The organism is Niallia sp. FSL R7-0271 (genome assembly GCF_038005785.1).
In the GTDB taxonomy this organism is placed as follows: domain Bacteria; phylum Bacillota; class Bacilli; order Bacillales; family Cytobacillaceae; genus Niallia.
The window spans coordinates 373,754-391,008 of sequence record NZ_JBBOTZ010000001.1 but is presented as its reverse complement, the minus strand read 5'-3'; the positions used below and the strand labels follow the sequence as shown (position 1 = coordinate 391,008).

17 protein-coding genes and 1 riboswitch are annotated in these 17,255 nt (G+C 41.0%); all 17 genes read right to left on the bottom strand.

The genetic code is table 11. The features are described 5' to 3' along the window. Positions 1-14: 14 nt before the first annotated feature. The gene (gene purD / locus MKX82_RS02070) at positions 15-1,271 is read right to left on the bottom strand and encodes a phosphoribosylamine--glycine ligase (RefSeq protein ID WP_341079354.1); all 1,257 of its coding nucleotides are present in this window, start codon (positions 1,269-1,271) and stop codon (positions 15-17) included. 24 nt (positions 1,272-1,295) lie between these two features. Next, complete coding sequence (gene purH / locus MKX82_RS02065) at positions 1,296-2,831, bottom strand: bifunctional phosphoribosylaminoimidazolecarboxamide formyltransferase/IMP cyclohydrolase (RefSeq protein WP_233316191.1); 1,536 nt, start codon at positions 2,829-2,831, stop codon at positions 1,296-1,298. A 48-nt stretch (positions 2,832-2,879) separates the two neighbouring features. Further along, entirely contained in the window at positions 2,880-3,449 is a 570-nt protein-coding gene (gene purN, locus MKX82_RS02060; protein WP_233316189.1) for a phosphoribosylglycinamide formyltransferase, read from the bottom strand. Between the two features lie 13 nt (positions 3,450-3,462). Continuing rightward, positions 3,463-4,497: a phosphoribosylformylglycinamidine cyclo-ligase gene (gene purM / locus MKX82_RS02055; protein ID WP_341074749.1), complete on the bottom strand. Its 1,035-nt coding sequence runs from the start codon at positions 4,495-4,497 to the stop codon at positions 3,463-3,465. A gap of 91 nt (positions 4,498-4,588) precedes the next feature. Further along, entirely contained in the window at positions 4,589-6,001 is a 1,413-nt protein-coding gene (purF, locus tag MKX82_RS02050; protein WP_233316187.1) for an amidophosphoribosyltransferase, read from the bottom strand. Next, positions 5,986-8,202, bottom strand: a complete 2,217-nt coding sequence (gene purL / locus MKX82_RS02045; protein ID WP_233316185.1) for a phosphoribosylformylglycinamidine synthase subunit PurL — start codon at positions 8,200-8,202, stop codon at positions 5,986-5,988. The genes purF and purL overlap by 16 nt, the downstream gene beginning before the upstream one ends. Further along, positions 8,186-8,872 carry a phosphoribosylformylglycinamidine synthase subunit PurQ gene (purQ, locus tag MKX82_RS02040; protein ID WP_233316183.1) on the bottom strand — a complete coding sequence of 229 codons (687 nt, stop codon included), beginning with the start codon at positions 8,870-8,872 and terminating at the stop codon, positions 8,186-8,188. Before purQ ends, purL begins: the two co-directional genes overlap by 17 nt. Next, entirely contained in the window at positions 8,869-9,123 is a 255-nt protein-coding gene (gene purS, locus MKX82_RS02035) for a phosphoribosylformylglycinamidine synthase subunit PurS (protein WP_144456273.1), read from the bottom strand. The genes purQ and purS overlap by 4 nt, the downstream gene beginning before the upstream one ends. Continuing rightward, positions 9,116-9,835, bottom strand: coding sequence for a phosphoribosylaminoimidazolesuccinocarboxamide synthase (purC, locus tag MKX82_RS02030; RefSeq protein WP_341074739.1), 720 nt, complete (start codon positions 9,833-9,835; stop codon positions 9,116-9,118). Before purC ends, purS begins: the two co-directional genes overlap by 8 nt. 111 nt (positions 9,836-9,946) lie before the next feature. After that, the gene (purB, locus tag MKX82_RS02025) at positions 9,947-11,239 is read right to left on the bottom strand and encodes an adenylosuccinate lyase (RefSeq protein ID WP_341074737.1); all 1,293 of its coding nucleotides are present in this window, start codon (positions 11,237-11,239) and stop codon (positions 9,947-9,949) included. 3 nt (positions 11,240-11,242) lie between these two features. Continuing rightward, the gene (gene purK, locus MKX82_RS02020) at positions 11,243-12,397 is read right to left on the bottom strand and encodes a 5-(carboxyamino)imidazole ribonucleotide synthase (protein ID WP_251647201.1); all 1,155 of its coding nucleotides are present in this window, start codon (positions 12,395-12,397) and stop codon (positions 11,243-11,245) included. Beyond that, complete coding sequence (gene purE, locus MKX82_RS02015; protein ID WP_233316177.1) at positions 12,384-12,872, bottom strand: 5-(carboxyamino)imidazole ribonucleotide mutase; 489 nt, start codon at positions 12,870-12,872, stop codon at positions 12,384-12,386. The genes purK and purE overlap by 14 nt, the downstream gene beginning before the upstream one ends. A 127-nt stretch (positions 12,873-12,999) precedes the next feature. Next, positions 13,000-13,100: riboswitch (purine riboswitch) on the bottom strand. 107 nt (positions 13,101-13,207) lie between these two features. After that, positions 13,208-13,405: an NETI motif-containing protein gene (locus MKX82_RS02010; RefSeq protein ID WP_341074727.1), complete on the bottom strand. Its 198-nt coding sequence runs from the start codon at positions 13,403-13,405 to the stop codon at positions 13,208-13,210. Beyond that, positions 13,383-13,943 (bottom strand): DUF2179 domain-containing protein, encoded by a 561-nt coding sequence (locus MKX82_RS02005; RefSeq protein ID WP_233316175.1) that lies wholly within the window; start codon positions 13,941-13,943, stop codon positions 13,383-13,385. Before MKX82_RS02005 ends, MKX82_RS02010 begins: the two co-directional genes overlap by 23 nt. A gap of 167 nt (positions 13,944-14,110) precedes the next feature. Continuing rightward, entirely contained in the window at positions 14,111-14,941 is an 831-nt protein-coding gene (locus tag MKX82_RS02000) for a carbohydrate ABC transporter permease (protein WP_233316173.1), read from the bottom strand. A 16-nt stretch (positions 14,942-14,957) separates the two neighbouring features. Beyond that, positions 14,958-15,845 (bottom strand): carbohydrate ABC transporter permease, encoded by an 888-nt coding sequence (locus MKX82_RS01995; protein WP_233316171.1) that lies wholly within the window; start codon positions 15,843-15,845, stop codon positions 14,958-14,960. A gap of 100 nt (positions 15,846-15,945) precedes the next feature. Next, positions 15,946-17,181 carry a sugar ABC transporter substrate-binding protein gene (locus MKX82_RS01990; RefSeq protein ID WP_341079352.1) on the bottom strand — a complete coding sequence of 412 codons (1,236 nt, stop codon included), beginning with the start codon at positions 17,179-17,181 and terminating at the stop codon, positions 15,946-15,948. Positions 17,182-17,255 lie beyond the last annotated feature (74 nt).

The window sequence follows — 17,255 nt, the reverse complement described above, 5'->3', positions numbered from 1 at the left end:
GATCTTTTTTCATATTATTTAATTGCTTTAAAGCCGATGTCTTTTCTGTAGAAAACTCCATCGCTTTCCAGCTTTTCTAACTCTTTATATACCTTGTCTTGGGCAGCCTTAATTGTTTTGCTCTTAGCAGCAACAAGCAATACTCTGCCGCCGTCCACTGTAAAGTTACCGTCTTCGTCCAAACTTGTGCCAGCGTGGAAAATAGATACATCCTCCATCGTGTTTAAACCTTTGATGACAGCACCTTTTCCATAGCTTTCTGGATATCCTTTCGCTGCAACGACAACACCAAGCATATCCTCATCGTGCCACTCAATAACAGGAGTCTCTCCTTCAAGGATAGCAAGCAGCACTTCAACTAAATCAGATTTCATCCTAGGCAAAACAACCTGTGTTTCTGGATCGCCGAGGCGAGCATTAAATTCAATCACTTTCGGGCCTTCTTCTGTAGCAATAAGACCGGCATATAAGATTCCCGTAAACGATCTGTCTTCTGTAATCATTGCCTGTGCAGTCGGCTTAACGATTGTTTCAATGGCAGTCTGCACGATTTTCTCATCGATATGAGGAACAGGAGAATAAGCTCCCATGCCGCCAGTATTCGGTCCTTGATCACCATCATATGCTCGTTTATGGTCTTGAGCAATCTCTAATGGAATGACTGTGTCCCCATTGACGAAGGACATTAAGGAAAACTCCTCACCAGCCAGGAATTCTTCAATAACAACAGTCGCAGATGCATCACCGAATTTCGCACCGACAAGCATTTCTTCAATGCTTGCCAAAGCTTCTTCCAATGTCATTGCAACTGTTACACCCTTGCCTGCTGCAAGGCCGTCTGCCTTAATAACAATCGGCGCCCCATGCTCTAATATATATGCTTTAGCTTGCTCATAATCAGAAAATGTTTCATACTTTCCTGTCGGGATCTCATATTTCTTCATTAAATCCTTCGCAAAGGATTTACTGCCTTCAATTTCTGCTGCTTTTTGCCTTGGTCCGAAAACCTTCAGCCCAGCAGCCTCCAATTTATCAACAACACCTAACAGCAAAGGAACTTCAGGTCCTACTACCGTCAGGTCCACTTTATTATCTAGAGCAAATTCAACAAGCTTATCTACTTCTGTCTCTTCAATTGAAACGCGTTCGGCAACATCTGTCATTCCTACATTGCCTGGTGCTACAAAGATAGTTTCAACAAATTTGCTTTCTTTAATTTTTGTGCAAATCGTATGCTCTCTTCCACCACGGCCGATTACGAGTACCTTCATCATTTCCATCCTCCATCAAAGCTTTTAGTGTTTAAAGTGCCTTACTCCTGTCAATACCATGGCAATTCCATACTCGTTTGCTTTCTTGATGGAATCTTCATCTCTGATACTGCCGCCTGTTTGAATGATTGCAGTGACTCCAGCTTTTGCTGCTGCTTCGACTGTATCATCCATTGGGAAGAACGCATCGGAAGCCAATACTGCTCCAACTGCCTTTTCTCCAGCCTGTTCCAAGGCAATCTTTGCTGAACCAACACGGTTCATTTGACCTGCACCTACTCCTAAAGTCATTTCCTGATTATTAACGACAATCGCATTCGATTTCACATGCTTAACAACCTTCCAGCCAAACTTCAGTGCTTCCCATTCTTCATCTGTCGGCTTTTTGTCAGTTGGGATAGTGATTGTTGCATCATCCAATGTAAAATGGTCGAAATCTTGAACAAGCAAGCCGCCTTCAATTGTCGTAAATTTCATTTCCTTCTTGTTGCCTGCAGAGAATGGAATAGTTAACAGACGAATGTTTTTCTTCCCTTTAAGAATCTCTAAAGCCTCTTCTGAATAAGATGGCGCAATGACGATTTCTAAAAAGATTTCATGCAGCTTCTGAGCTGTTGCAGCGTCAACCTCTCTGTTCAATGCGACAATTCCTCCGAAAATAGAAACAGGATCTGCCTCAAATGCTCTTGTGTACGCAGTGAAAATATCCTCGCCTGTTCCAACTCCGCATGGGTTGCTATGCTTAATTGCAACAGCTGCTGGTTCTGTGAATTCTTTGACGATTTGAATTGCAGCATCTGCATCATTGATATTATTGTAAGAAAGCTCCTTGCCATGCAGCTGTGTTGCATTCGCAATAGAAAATGCAGAACCTAAAGGCTTACGGTAAAACGCTGCATTTTGATGCGGGTTTTCTCCATATCTTAAAGATTGCTTCAGTTCATATGTGACAGTCAATGATTCAGGGTTTTCTTCACCTGAAAGATCGCTCATGTATTGAGAAATCATGGAATCGTAAGCAGCAGTGTGACGGAACACTTTAGCAGCAAGCTTTCTTCTTGTTTCAAACTTCACTTCTCCATCTTGCTTTAGTTCATCGACAACCGTTGTATAATCACTTGGGTCCACTACAACTGTTACATATTGATGGTTTTTTGCAGAAGCGCGAAGCATTGTTGGACCGCCGATATCAATATTTTCAATGGCATCCTCCACTGTTACGTCTTCCTTCGCAATTGTTGCTTGGAAAGGATAAAGATTCACACAAACTAGCTGGATTGGCTGAATTTTATGCTCCTCAAGCTGTGCTTGGTGTCCAGGTTCGTCAAATTTCGCCAAAAGACCGCCATGAATATACGGATTTAAAGTTTTTACCCTGCCTTCCAGGATTTCCGGAAATCCAGTTACGTCACTGACACTAAGTACTGGGATGCCGCTCTCTTGAATGGCCTTTTTTGTTCCACCTGTAGAAATCAGCTCGAATCCTAATTCATGAAGCTCTTTTGCAAAGCTTGTAATTCCTGTTTTATCTGAAACACTTATTAATGCACGCTTTTTCATTTCCTTTATTTCCCCCTGTTTCATATAGTAGTCTATTGCTGCAATTACTCAATTGGAAAGGACTAATGATTGAACTACCTTCGGATACAGTCCATGCTCGATGCTTTGGATTTTCGCTTGAAGGCTTTCATTCGTTTCTCCTTCTATGATACCGACGGCCTCTTGAGCAATTATCGGTCCTGTATCCATTCCTTCATCCACATAGTGAACCGTTACCCCTGTTTCCTTTGCACCTGCTGCAAGCGCTTGGCCGACAGCATCTTTGCCAGGAAAATTAGGAAGCAAGGACGGGTGGATATTTATTATCTTACCAGGGAATTCCTGAAGCAGTGTATCTCCAATCAAACGCATATAACCTGCAAGGATAATCCACTCTATCTCGTAATCTTTTAGTTTCCGAAGTATATCTTGTTCATATTCCGCCTTTGAAGGATAATCTTTGGCTGTGAATGTAAACACATCAACATTGTGGTTCGCAGCTCTTTCTACAACATACGCCTTAGGTTTGTCACAGACTAGTAATTTAATAGACGCCTGCAGCTCATTTTTTTCTGCAGCATCTACAAGTGCTTGGAAATTGGAGCCGCTGCCTGACGCAAAAACAGCAATATTTTTCATGTCTGTTCCTCCGTTATTGTTTCAGAATGATGTTGATTTCCCCATCATCTGTTACCTTGCCGATTGTATATGCCTTTTCGCCGATTGCCTGAAAATGCTTTAGAACATCTTGCTCCGCATCGCTGTCCACAGCAAGAACCATTCCTGTGCCCATGTTAAAAATATTATACATTTCCTCGCGCTGTAAATCTCCTATTTTTTCCATCAGCTTAAAAACAGGAGGCACTTCCCAATTAGTTTCTTCAAGTTCGATCCCTAATCCTTCTGGAAGCATGCGAGGAATATTTTCAATGAAACCTCCGCCTGTTATATGGGATAATCCCTTAATCTCGAACTTTTGAAGAGCAGACAGAACTGATTTTACATAGATTTTCGTCGGCTTGATTAATTCTTCTCCAAGTGTACAGCCTAATTCGTCTACATAATCAGATAAAGACATATTAGCTTTTTCAAAGAAAAGCTTGCGGACAAGAGAATAGCCATTGCTGTGAATTCCGCTTGAAGCCAAACCAATCAGAACATCTCCAGCCTTAATATTTTCCCCTGTAATGACACGTTCTTTCTCACAAGCACCAACAGCAAATCCAGCAAGGTCATATTCCTCTTCGCTGTACATCCCTGGCATTTCAGCAGTTTCCCCGCCGACTAATGCGCAACCAGCTTGTTCACAGCCATCTGCAATCCCTTTTACAATAGCTTCAATCTTTGCAGGCTCTGCTTTGCCGCACGCAATATAATCAAGGAAGTAAATAGGTTCTGCTCCTTGTACGACAATATCATTTACACACATTGCCACAGCATCTACGCCGATTGTATCATGCTTATCAAGCATAAATGCAAGCATCAGCTTTGTACCTACCCCATCTGTTCCAGAAACCAGCACTGGATTTTTCAGGTTTAATACTGACAGATCGAACATGCCTCCGAAACCGCCAAGACCTCCCATTACACCAGGTCTGATTGTTTTATTTACATGCTTCTTCATTCTCGAAACTGCTTCATAGCCTGCCTCGATATTAACTCCTGCTTGTTTGTAGCTTTCAGCCATACGTATCCTCCTACTATTCAAAGACATCTCTTATGTGCATTTCAATGGAAAAGCGACACACCCATATGCCGCTTTTCACTTCTGTTTACTTTTACACCTTTTCATATGATTGCAGTGCAGAAGGATAGATTTCTGTCGGATATTTGCCTGTAAAGCAAGCTAAGCAGGAACCTCTATTCTCCCCTTCTTCATTTCTGCCGATCGCTTCTACCATTCCTTCTGTGCTCAAGAAAATGAGAGAGTCAGCACCAATGATTTCCCGAAGCTCATCAACCGAGTATCTCGATGCAATCAGCTCTTCTTTTGTAGATGTATCGATTCCGTAAAAACACGGGTTTTTAATAGGTGGTGAACTGATTAATACATGCACTTCTGTTGCACCAGCCTCACGAAGCATGGACACGATTCTTCTGCTTGTTGTTCCTCTAACGATAGAATCGTCCACCATGATGACACGTTTGCCTTCAACGACACCACGGACTGCTGAAAGCTTCATTTTCACCCCTTGTTCACGCAATGATTGGGATGGCTGAATGAAGGTGCGTCCTACATATCGGTTCTTAATTAAGCCTAACTCGTAAGGTATGCCTGTTTCCTCTGCATAGCCAATTGCTGCAGAAATACTTGAGTCAGGAACGCCTGTTACGACATCTGCTTCAATTGGCGCTTCAAAAGCCAGTCTTTTCCCTAAGTTTTTTCTGGCAGTATGAACATTGATACCATTGATATTGCTGTCTGGTCTTGAGAAATACACATACTCCATCGTACACATTGCAATATTGGAAGCCACTGAGAACATCTCAGAACGGAAACCATTATCGTCAATAATCAAAAGCTCTCCCGGCAGGACATCGCGGATAAATTCTGCACCGACAACATCAAATGCACATGTTTCTGAGGCAACAACATAAGCATCACCCAGTTTTCCTAAAGAAAGTGGTCTCATACCATTTGGATCTAGTGCAACCATCAGCTCTGTCTCTGTCAAGATTAAGAAAGCATATGCCCCTTTAATCATTGTCAAAGCATTTTTCACTCTTTCATTAAAGGCAGAAAAACCGCCTCTTCTAATTAAGTGAGCAAGTACCTCTGTATCAGAGCTAGTCTGAAAGATGCTGCCTTGCGCTTCCAATTGGCTTTTGAGCGCATTAGCATTAACAAGATTTCCATTATGAGCAAGTGCCATGCTTCCGCTTTGGAAATGAAACAGAAGGGGCTGGACATTTTCATAGCCCCCACCTCCTGCTGTTGCATAACGAACATGACCGATTGCAGCTTTTCCTGTCAATTCCTTCATGGCATCCTGTGTGAAGACCTCTGCAACAAGTCCTTCCCCTTTAATGCCTTTTAGCTGTTTCCCGTCTGTTGTAACAATTCCTGTACCTTCTTGTCCCCTGTGCTGCAGGCTGTGAAGCCCGTAATAAGCAAGCTGCGCAGCATCGTTATGGCCCCAAACACCAAAGACTCCGCATTCTTCATTTAACCCTCTTATTTCAGCAAGCATGGAATAGCTCCTCTCCAGGCGGCTTCTAACACTTCCACCTGTTCCTTAATTAGGATATTTTCCCCTTGGCTAACAGCAAGAATATTGTCGTCTGTTACTTTTCCAATCAATGTTGCAGGAACTAGCTTTTCGAATTCTTCTTTGTTACCTGGTTTAACAGAAAGCAAGAAACGTGATTGAGATTCACTGAATAGAGCAGAAACAGGGTTGCCTTCCAAATCAAGCTTCGCACCCAAACCGTTCGGTCCAAACAAGCTTTCTGCAGCTGCAACTGCTAAGCCGCCTTCAGCTAGATCATGAGCAGATTCAACAACACCTGCTCTGATAGCAGCAAGCACTGCAGCTTGATGGCTCTTTTCTACTTCTAAGTCTAATTCAGGTGATTTTCCTGAAATGGAGCCTTCAAGCATCTTTTGAAGTTCGCTTCCTCCGAATTCATCCTTCGTTTCACCAAGAAGATAAATAAGATCTCCGCTTGCTTTAAAGCTTTGTGTTGTTATATCATTTGTATCTTTAATCAGACCAACCATTCCGATTACTGGTGTCGGATAGATTGCTGTTCCGTTTGTTTCATTGTATAGGGACACGTTACCGCCAATAACCGGTGCATTAAGTGCTAAGCATGCTTCACTTATACCGTCAGCAGCTTTTTCAATCTGCCAGAATATTTCTGGCTTTTCAGGGTTACCAAAGTTTAAGTTGTCTGTAATTGCCAATGGCTCTGCCCCTGAGCAGACGATATTGCGAGCAGCCTCTGCAACAGCAATTTTCCCGCCTGTTTCTGGATCTAGGTAAAGATAACGCGCATTACAGTCAGTCGTCATCGCTAACGCTTTTTTCGTTCCGCGAATACGGACAACAGCAGCATCTGATCCTGGTGCAACTACTGTACTTGTGCGAACCATATAGTCATATTGGTTATAAACCCATTCCTTTGAAGCGATTGTCGGCTGTTTAAGAAGATTAGCAAGTGCTTCTCCATAATTATCAACTGCAGGGATTGTGTTCTCCATTGCTTGGAAATCACGGAAATATTGCGGTTCTGCAGAAGGTTTTTGGTAAACAGGAGCATCCTCAGCCAAAGCATCAGCTGGTACGTTCGCAACTACTTCCCCTTTATGAAGAAGTCGCAGCATTTTATCATCTGTAACAACACCGATAGCAACTGCTTCCAAATCATATTTATCGAATAGATCCTTAATCTCTTGCTCTCTGCCTTTTTTAACAACAATCAGCATACGTTCTTGAGATTCTGACAGCATCATTTCATAAGCTGTCATGCCCACTTCACGCTGCGGCACTAAATCAAGATTCATTTCAATTCCAGATCCAGCTTTGCTTGCCATCTCTGCACTTGAGCTCGCAAGTCCTGCTGCACCCATATCCTGAATACCGACTAGAGCATCTGATTTGATCAGTTCCAAGCATGCCTCAAGTAAAAGTTTCTCCATGAACGGGTCGCCAACTTGAACTGCCGGACGCTTTTCATCTGAATTCTCTGTCAGCTCTTCTGATGCGAATGTTGCCCCATGAATACCATCACGGCCTGTCTTTGCTCCTACGTACATTACCGTGTTGCCAACTCCATGTGCCTGGCCTTTTTTAATGTCTTCATGGTTAATTAAACCAACACACATCGCATTTACAAGCGGGTTGCCTGCATAGGATGAATCAAAAGCAATTTCTCCCCCCACTGTCGGAATACCGATACAGTTTCCGTAACCTGCAATCCCTGCAACAACTTCTTCAAAAAGATACTTTGTACGAGCATTATCCAATTCGCCAAAACGAAGAGAGTTCAGAATAGCAATCGGTCTTGCTCCCATGGAGAAAACGTCGCGGATAATGCCGCCCACTCCAGTTGCAGCTCCTTGATACGGCTCGATTGCAGACGGATGGTTATGGCTTTCAATTTTGAATGCCACTGCTTGCCCATCCCCTATATCCACAATCCCTGCACCTTCACCAGGACCTTGAAGCACTTGCGGACCAGATGTCGGGAATTTTCTTAACACTGGTTTAGAGTTTTTGTAGCTGCAATGCTCAGACCACATAACTGAAAACAGTCCAATTTCTGTGTAGTTAGGCTTGCGGCCAAGAATCTTTTCGACCATAGCGAATTCTTCGTCCGTAACACCCATTTGTTTGTAAATTTCCTCTGACTTAATTTGTTCTGGACTTGGCTCAAGCATTAACGACATTTGCTTCCCTCCACTGTTTAACGATTGATTGGAAAATCTTTAGGCCATCCGCTCCGCCTAACAGCTCATCAACTGCTCTTTCTGGATGCGGCATCATGCCAAGGACATTTCCTTTTTCATTAGTGATTCCTGCAATATTTTCTAGGCTTCCATTTGGATTTTCGCCATTATATGTGAATACAATTTGCTTGTTTTCTTGTAATCTAGCTAACGTTTTTTCATCACAATAGTAGTTTCCTTCTCCATGGGCGATAGGAACAGTGATGACTTCCTGCTCTTTATATGCATTGGAGAACATTGTGCTGTTGTTTTCGACCTTCAGTTCAACAGGACGGCAGATGAACTTAAGCTGATCGTTCCGTCTCATTGCTCCTGGCAAAAGTCCAGCCTCCAGTAAAATTTGGAATCCATTGCAGACACCCAATACTGGTTTGCCCGCTTCGGCTGCTTTTACAACTTCCTTCATGACATTGCTGAATCTTGCAATGGCGCCGGTGCGAAGATAGTCACCGTATGAGAATCCGCCAGGCAGTAAAATTCCGTCATAACCTTCCAAGCTATCTGCGTCATGCCATACGTATTCTGCTTCTTCTCCCAATTCATCCGTTATTGCGTGCAACATATCGACATCACAATTGGACCCTGGAAATACGACTACCGCGAATTTCACTGTGCAACAACCTCCTCAACCTCATATGTGTAATCTTCAATTACAGTGTTTGCCAACAATTTTTCACACATTTCCTTTACAAGCTCATCTACATTTCTATCCGATTTTTCTAGAGTAAGCTCTAAATACTTCCCGATGCGTACATCATTTACTTCTTGATAGTTAAGGGAATGAAGAGACCCTTTCACTGCATTTCCTTGTGGATCTAAAACACTCTCTCTTAATGTGATATATACTTTAACTTTAAACATGCTGTTTTCCCCCTAATCTAGCTAGAATATTCTCATATGCTTCTGTCAAATTTCCTAAATCGCGACGAAATACATCCTTATCTAATTTCGCGTTTGTTTTTATATCCCATAAACGGCATGTATCAGGAGAAACCTCATCAGCTAGCATTATTTCTCCATTGCTTTCCTTGCCGAACTCAAGCTTAAAATCGATAAGACGGATGCCTAACTCTGCAAAGAAAGCACTTAATGCTTTATTCACTTCAAGAGCGTTTTTTTTCAATATTGCAACTTCTTTTTCTGTCGCAAGCTTTAGCTCTTCTATATGATCCTCCGTCATAATCGGATCTCCTAGAGAGTCATCTTTATAATAAAATTCAACAAGAGGCTTTGATAATGGCTGCCCCTCTTCTATTCCTAATCTTTTTGAAAAGCTCCCAGCAGCTAAATTCCTAACAACAACTTCTAATGGAATGATGGAAACCTTCTTCACTAGCTGTTCTGTTTCTGACAGTTTTTCGATAAAGTGGGATTCTATGCCCATGTCTTTTAGCTTTAAAAATAGCAAGCTCGTAATCTCGTTATTTAAACGGCCCTTACCTGTGATATCTGCCTTCTTTTCACCGTTAAATGCTGTTGCAGAATCTTTATATTCAAGCCAGACGATATTTTCATCAGACGTTCCATAAACTCTTTTTGCCTTTCCTTCGTACAATAAAGCTCTCTTTTCCATTTGAAGAGTCTCCTTATCAAAAAAATTAGGGATAAAACGAATGTAAGATTAACTTGCTAAATTAGGGTATTCGGCATAAAAGCGCCCCACGGTGCTTTTATGCCAAATTTATTAAAGTCCCAATCTGTTAAAGATAGTATCAACATGCTTGATATGGAAATGGTAATCAAAGCAATCATCAATTTCTTCTTTAGTCAGCTTAGATGAGATAGTTGGGTCATTGTCTACTAGTTCACGGAAAGGAACTTGCATTTCCCAAGATTCCATTGCTCTCGGCTGAACTGTATCGTAAGCCTCTTCTCTTGTAAGTCCTTTATCGATCAAGGCTAATAGTACTCGTTGCGAATAGATCAATCCTAATGTGCGATCCATGTTGCGTTTCATGTTCTCTGGGAATACAGTTAAGTTCTTAACAATATTGCTGAATCTGTTTAACATATAGTTGATAGCAATTGTTGCATCTGGAATGATAATTCGTTCAGCTGAAGAATGAGAGATATCTCTTTCATGCCATAGCGGAACATTTTCATAAGCAGTCATCATATAGCCGCGGATAACACGAGCAAGACCTGCCATATTTTCTGAACCAATCGGATTACGCTTATGCGGCATTGCTGAAGAACCTTTTTGCCCTTTAGCAAAGAATTCTTCCACTTCTCTAGTTTCACTCTTTTGCAGTCCGCGGATTTCAACAGCAAACTTTTCGATTGATGTTGCAATGAGAGCGATTGTCCCCATATAGTCTGCATGACGGTCACGCTGTAATGTTTGTGTGGAAATCGGTGCTGGTTGCAAACCTAACTGCTCACATACGTATTGCTCCACAAATGGATCGATATTGGCATATGTTCCAACTGCTCCTGAAATCTTTCCAAACTCTACACCTGCTGCTGCAGCTTTAAAGCGTTCTAGATTGCGCTTCATTTCCTCATGCCATAATGCCAGCTTCAACCCAAATGTTGTCGGTTCTGCATGGACACCATGTGTACGGCCCATCATGACTGTGTATTTATGTTCAATTGCTTTATTTTTCAAGACTTCAATAAAGTTCTCCAAGTCCTTTAAAATAATTTCATTTGCTTGTCTGATTAAGTAAGATAATGCTGTATCCACTACGTCAGTTGATGTTAATCCGTAATGAACCCATTTGCGCTCTTCTCCCAATGTTTCGGAAACAGCTCTTGTGAACGCAACAACATCATGACGTGTATCCTGCTCAATTTCTTGAATTCGTGCAATGTCAAAGGACGCGTTTTCGCGGATTTTCTTAACATCCTCTTCAGGTATTTCACCTAGCTTCACCCATGCTTCACATGCAAGGATTTCAACCTCCAGCCATGCTTGAAAACGATTTTGCTCAGTCCAAATATTTCCCATTTCTGGTCTCGTATAACGATCAATCATATCTTATCCTCCGATTTTTTCTGTTTGCAGGCTCCAAATACTGGACCTGTCTATTTCATCAAGGGCAATTTCAACAGACGAACGCAGCAACGTCGCATGTCCCATCTTGCGCTTTTCCTTTGGTTCTAGCTTTCCGTAAAGGTGGACTTTCCAGTCTTGCAGTTCTGGAAGTACGTTGATAATAGGAGCTTGATGTTCACCTAATATATTAACCATTACTGCTGGTCTCAATAACTTCGTGCTTCCCAGCGGCATTCCACAAACTGCTCGAATATGCTGCTCAAATTGTGATGTTTCACATGCCTCTATCGTATAGTGTCCTGAGTTATGCGGTCTTGGCGCCAATTCATTGATATATATATCGTCACCCTTGCTTAAGAACATTTCCACTGCCAATGTGCCGACTAGCTGCAGGTGTTCAGCGATAATTCCTGCCTTTTGAATCGCAGCCTCTTTTGCATGGTCGCTTATTCTGGCAGGCACAATTGATTGGTGAAGTATATTGTTAATATGGATGTTTTCACTCACTGGAAAGACAGTTGATTCTCCATTAGTGCCTCTTGTCACAATAACAGAGATTTCTTTTTCAAAAGGAATCCATTTTTCCAGAACACATATGCCTTGCGTCAGCAGCTTCTCTGCTTCCTGTACTTCAGCGCTTGAAGTGATTACAAATTGACCTTTACCATCATAACCGCCTCTTGCTGTTTTCAAAACAGCCGGAATACCTATCGTTTCCAGTGCCTTTTTTAAGTCTGCAGGCTCCTCGATTACCTCGAATGGAGCAACCTTAACGCCGGCTTTTTGAATGGCTAATTTTTCGCTAATTCGGTCCTGCGTTATTTCCAGGACGGAAGATCCCTGCGGTACATATGCATGTGTTTGCAGCCATTCCAATCCTTCTGCATCAATATTCTCAAATTCATATGTGATAACATCACTCACCTGCGCCAGCTGTTTAATGCCTTCCATACTGTTATATGCAGCCACAATCTTATAATCAGCCACTTGACCGCATGGTGAGTCCTCTGTTGGATCCAACACAGCAATTCGATACCCTTGCGCTTTTGCAGCCAATGCCATCATTCTGCCTAATTGCCCACCACCAATTATACCAATAGTTTGACCTGGAAGAATCACTGAGTTAGACAAGTTCATCACTACTTTCTATAACCTCGGTTTTGGTTTTCTCTCTCATAGAGGAAATTCTTTCAGCTAATTCTGGTTCAAAGGCAGCTATTATTTGGGCAGCCAGCAAGCCTGCATTAGTCGCACCAGCCTTACCAATTGCCACTGTAGCAACAGGAACACCGCCTGGCATCTGCACAATTGATAACAGAGAGTCAAGCCCGTTAAGCGCTCTTGATTGGACCGGAACTCCAATCACAGGCAATGTCGTTTTTGCTGCAACCATCCCTGGTAAGTGAGCGGCACCGCCAGCACCTGCAATAATAGCACGCAGTCCCCGGCTTCTAGCACTCTCGGCATATTCAAACATTAAATCAGGGGTGCGATGTGCAGATACAACCTTCTTTTCATAACTCACTTCCAGCATATCCAAGATGTCACAAGCATGCTTCATTGTCTCCCAATCTGATTTGCTTCCCATAATAACGCCAATTTGAGCAGTCATATTTCTCCTCCTGAATTATTACATATAAAAAGCCCTGCCCAGATGTTTCTACTACATAGAGAGAAAGCATCCGTCCAGAGCTCAAATAACCTGAAAAGACTGGAAAAATACCAATCCCTTCTGCTGGCGTTCTATTGCTTTCCCTCATAGTCCGGCAGTTCTCGGCAGCCAGGTAGAAACTTATGGGCCATATTCCCATTATATATGAGGGCTATTAAAATTTAGTTTGTCATTTATATTATTTATTAACACAATACCATATTAACAAGCATTTTCACCCGTTGTCAACATAAAAATCGAACAATTATACTAATATCATATTTATTGTTCGTGATTTACCCTTCCAGCTTAACCGCCTCAAACACTATTTGGCTGGCTACAGGTTCATAAGATTTCTGTCCATTTATTACATTTTCTTTAAAAATCGGTTTTTCTAATCTTTTTACAGGAGTGTAGCCTTCACTCTTTATCCGATCTAAACACTGATCAATCGTTTCATTTTCTTGTACTTCAAACTTCATCTTTTTGCCCATTAAATAACTTTCCTTTCTTTACGCTCTTTACCCAAAAGCCGCCGTAGATTGTCTTTGGCTCATATGCAATAATAAACGCCTTTGGGTCTAAGTTCTTTATTGTATCATAGAGGCGCAGCTCATATTTTCTCGGCGACAGTATTTGCAGAGCCATTCTGTCTCCTTCTAAGCCATGTGCAGCCCAGCTCGTAACTCCATAACCCTTTTCCCGTAAGGCCTTAGGTAAATCTCTATCATATTCTTTCGTAATAACATTAACTGTTATGTATCCTAACGCAAGCTTCTCTTCTATTTTCATGCCTACGATAACACCAATTCCATAACCTACAGCATAAGCCACTAGATTTTGAATCTGATCAAGATTATCTAATACCAGCCCGAGGCCGATGACATAAATAACTACTTCTATCATGCTGAGAAAAGCCGCCAAATATCTTTGCCCTTTTAAAGTCAATATCATCCTGATTGTAAAAAATGACACATATACAATATTAATGACTAATATGATTACGACCATTGTAACACTGTTTTCCAGCATTAATCCATCACCCTTTTTTCAGCATTTAATTGTGCGTTTCTTTTTATAATTACCTTAATTTTTAATTGTAAACAAATCTCTTCCTATTTATATGTATGAGTATTTAAAATAGAAAAGGCTTAAAAGGAAAATCTCCTTTTAAGCCTTTTTCATATTATTTATTATTATTACTTCATTCCAGAAACATTGAAGCCTTGCAAAATATACTTCTGAAAAACTAAAAATACGATAATAATGGGAATAATCATGAAGGTTGAACCAGCCATTTGTAAGGCATAATTGCTTGCATATTGCCCTTTTAACAGCTGTAGCCCGACAGATAGTGTATAATATTTTTCATCATTGGCGACAATTAACGGCCATAAGAACGAATTCCAGGCTCCAATGAAAGTCAGTATGCCTTGTACTGCTAGAACAGGGCGCGAAACAGGAAGAACTATACTCCAAAAGATTTTCCATTCACTAGCACCGTCCAGCCTTGCAGCTTCAAACATTTCATTTGATATTGTAGACATAAACTGCCGAAACAGAAATATGCCAAATGCACCTACTAAGCCAGGAAGGACTATTCCCGCCATTGTATTCGTTAATCCCATCGCATTCAAGATTAAATACACCGGAATCATCGTGACTTGTCCAGGAATCATCATCGTTGCAAGCACTAAATAGAAAAGAAAGTTTTTTCCTTTAAATTTGTATTTAGCAAAACCGTAGCCTGCCATTGCATTAAGAAAAAGTCCTCCAAATGAACAAAGAACGATAATCATTGTGTTCTTAAAATAAACAAAGAAGTTAAAAGCAGAGAATAGTTCTTTAAAGTTATCCATAGTGGGATCTTGCGGTAAAATCGTTGGTGGAAACTGCATGATTTCTGTGTCTGTTTTTAATGAGGATAACAACATCCAAATGAAAGGAAGCACCATAAGCATACCGCCTGCAGTAAGGATGATGGCAACAACCCATTTGCTAGCTTTTGTCTTTTTATGTGCTGTATTCATTTTATCCCTCCTCTATTTAATCCTCCGTTTTAACTTTTTGCATACGGAATTGAATCAAGGTGACAATTATTATCGCTATAAATAATAGGAAAGATCCTGCTGCTGCATAGCCGAATTTACTAAATTGAAAGCCATTGCGATAGATAAATAAAGATACAGAAGTAGTACTGTCCAGAGGTCCTCCATTCGTCATAATAAACGGTTCCTCAAAAAATTGGAGCCAGCCTATCATCGTCGTGACTGTCACAAAGAAGATGGCAAATTTCAGCATAGGCACAGTAATTTTAATCAGCTGCTGCCGTTTGTTAGCTCCATCTAAAGAAGCAGCTTCATAATACTCTTTTGGAATGCCTTGAAGAGCAGCCAAAAATATGATCATATTTGTTCCAATTGCACGCCAAAGGGCTAAAATTATTAGTGAAATTTTAGCAACAACTGGATGCTGAAGCCACGGAACTGGGGGGATATCTGCCAATGATAATAAATAATTAAGAAAACCAAAGCTGGGGTTATATAAGTAGCTCCATACAACAGCTACGGCAACAACATTTGTAATGGATGGAGTATAAAAAATCAGCCGAAAAAATTGAAAGACTCTACTCTCGCCAAAGTTGATTAATACAGCTATTCCTAAGGAACATATAATCACCAGCGGAACACCAATAATGACATAAAATAACGTATTACCAATAGATTTTAAAAAGAGAGGATCTGTCATAATATCTATATAATTATCAATACCAACAAAGTTAATTTGTGACCAATCTGCCAAGCCTATTAAGCTAATATCTGTAAAACTGATTACAAAAGCTACGACAATAGGTATTAAAGAAAACATCATTAATAAAATTAAGGCAGGGGAAATGAATAAATAAGGCGCCCTTTTATTAACAAAATTCCGCATAACTAGCACTCCCTTTTGTAAATGAAGGAGGGTATGTTAAACTGCTGCTAATAAATGCTTGCTGAGTAAACTTCCCGTTTAAGCTACCCTCACTCATCTATTACTTATTTAACAATTCCTCTGTCTCTCTATTAAAGGCTTCCATTTCCTTCTCAACATTATTTCCACCTAAATAGATTTGTTCAAAATGCTTTAAGTAATTTTGGGCGATTTCCTCAAACTCAGGTATTAAAGGCATCGAGCGGGAAGCCTCCATTTGTTGACCGAAAACTTCATATAATGGATCTTTTGCTAATCTATCATCCTCCCAGGCTGATTTCACTGTTGGCATAGCATTAGTCAGTCCCAGCCATTTCAGCTGATTTTCCTTTTTCATCATGAAATCAATAAACTGAGCTGCTTCATCCTTTTTACTGGAGTGTTCAAAAATGGTCAGATTCGAACCGCCCAAACTAGACAGATTATTATCCGCGCCAGTTGGAAGAACCGCGGTTGCCCATTTCCCCTCAATACCTTCAACTGTATCGTTCACTGCCTTGACCATCCATGGCCCACTTATAAACATCGGAACAATGGCATCACCTGAAAATGTTTGGGAGACATCCATACCTAACTCCTGCTTTGGAGCATAACCCTTTTGAATAAAATCATTTAAATAAGAAACTGCGTCTTTAAACGCTTGTTCATTAAACTCTGGTTTCCCTTCAGACAACAAAGCAGATCCATTCTGTCTTGCAAACATAAATGCCAAGGTTTGTTCCTTTGCATCTACATTAAGTCCGTACATGTTTTCACCGCGTTCAGATAACTTTTTAGCAGCATTCTTAAGCTCTTCCCAAGTCTGTGGTGCTTTTTTATATCCAACGGATTCAAGAATATCCGTACGGTAGAAAAGGACACGGGTTTCCGCAGCCCAAGGAATACCATAATATTTATTATCGAAAAGAGTTGTTTCAACAGAACCTTCAAAGAAGTTGTCTGGTTTTAAATTCGGATATTTATCCAAGTATTCCCCCATATCAGCAAGAGCTCCCGCTGCCTGAAACTCAGGCATCCATGTTGTGCCCATTTGCAGTACATCCGGTCCTTTTTTAGAGGCGACTGCCGTTAACAGCTTATCATGAGCACTCGCCCACGGAATCGACTGTATTTTAACCTCAATCCCAGTTTCCTTCGTAAATTCCTCTGCCATTTTTGGAAGCTGCTTTACCTCATCTCCCATACCCCAGACTGTTAATACATCAGAATCACTTGAACTGCTTTTCTGTGAACAACCTGCCATTAAACCAAGTGCCAGTAAAGCTGTAATGCCGAAAATAAACCACTTCTTTTTCAAGCCCATCATTGATTCCTCCTAATCTGATTTATCGAAACGTTTCGATAGGGAAATGATAAACTAGTTTCTAATAT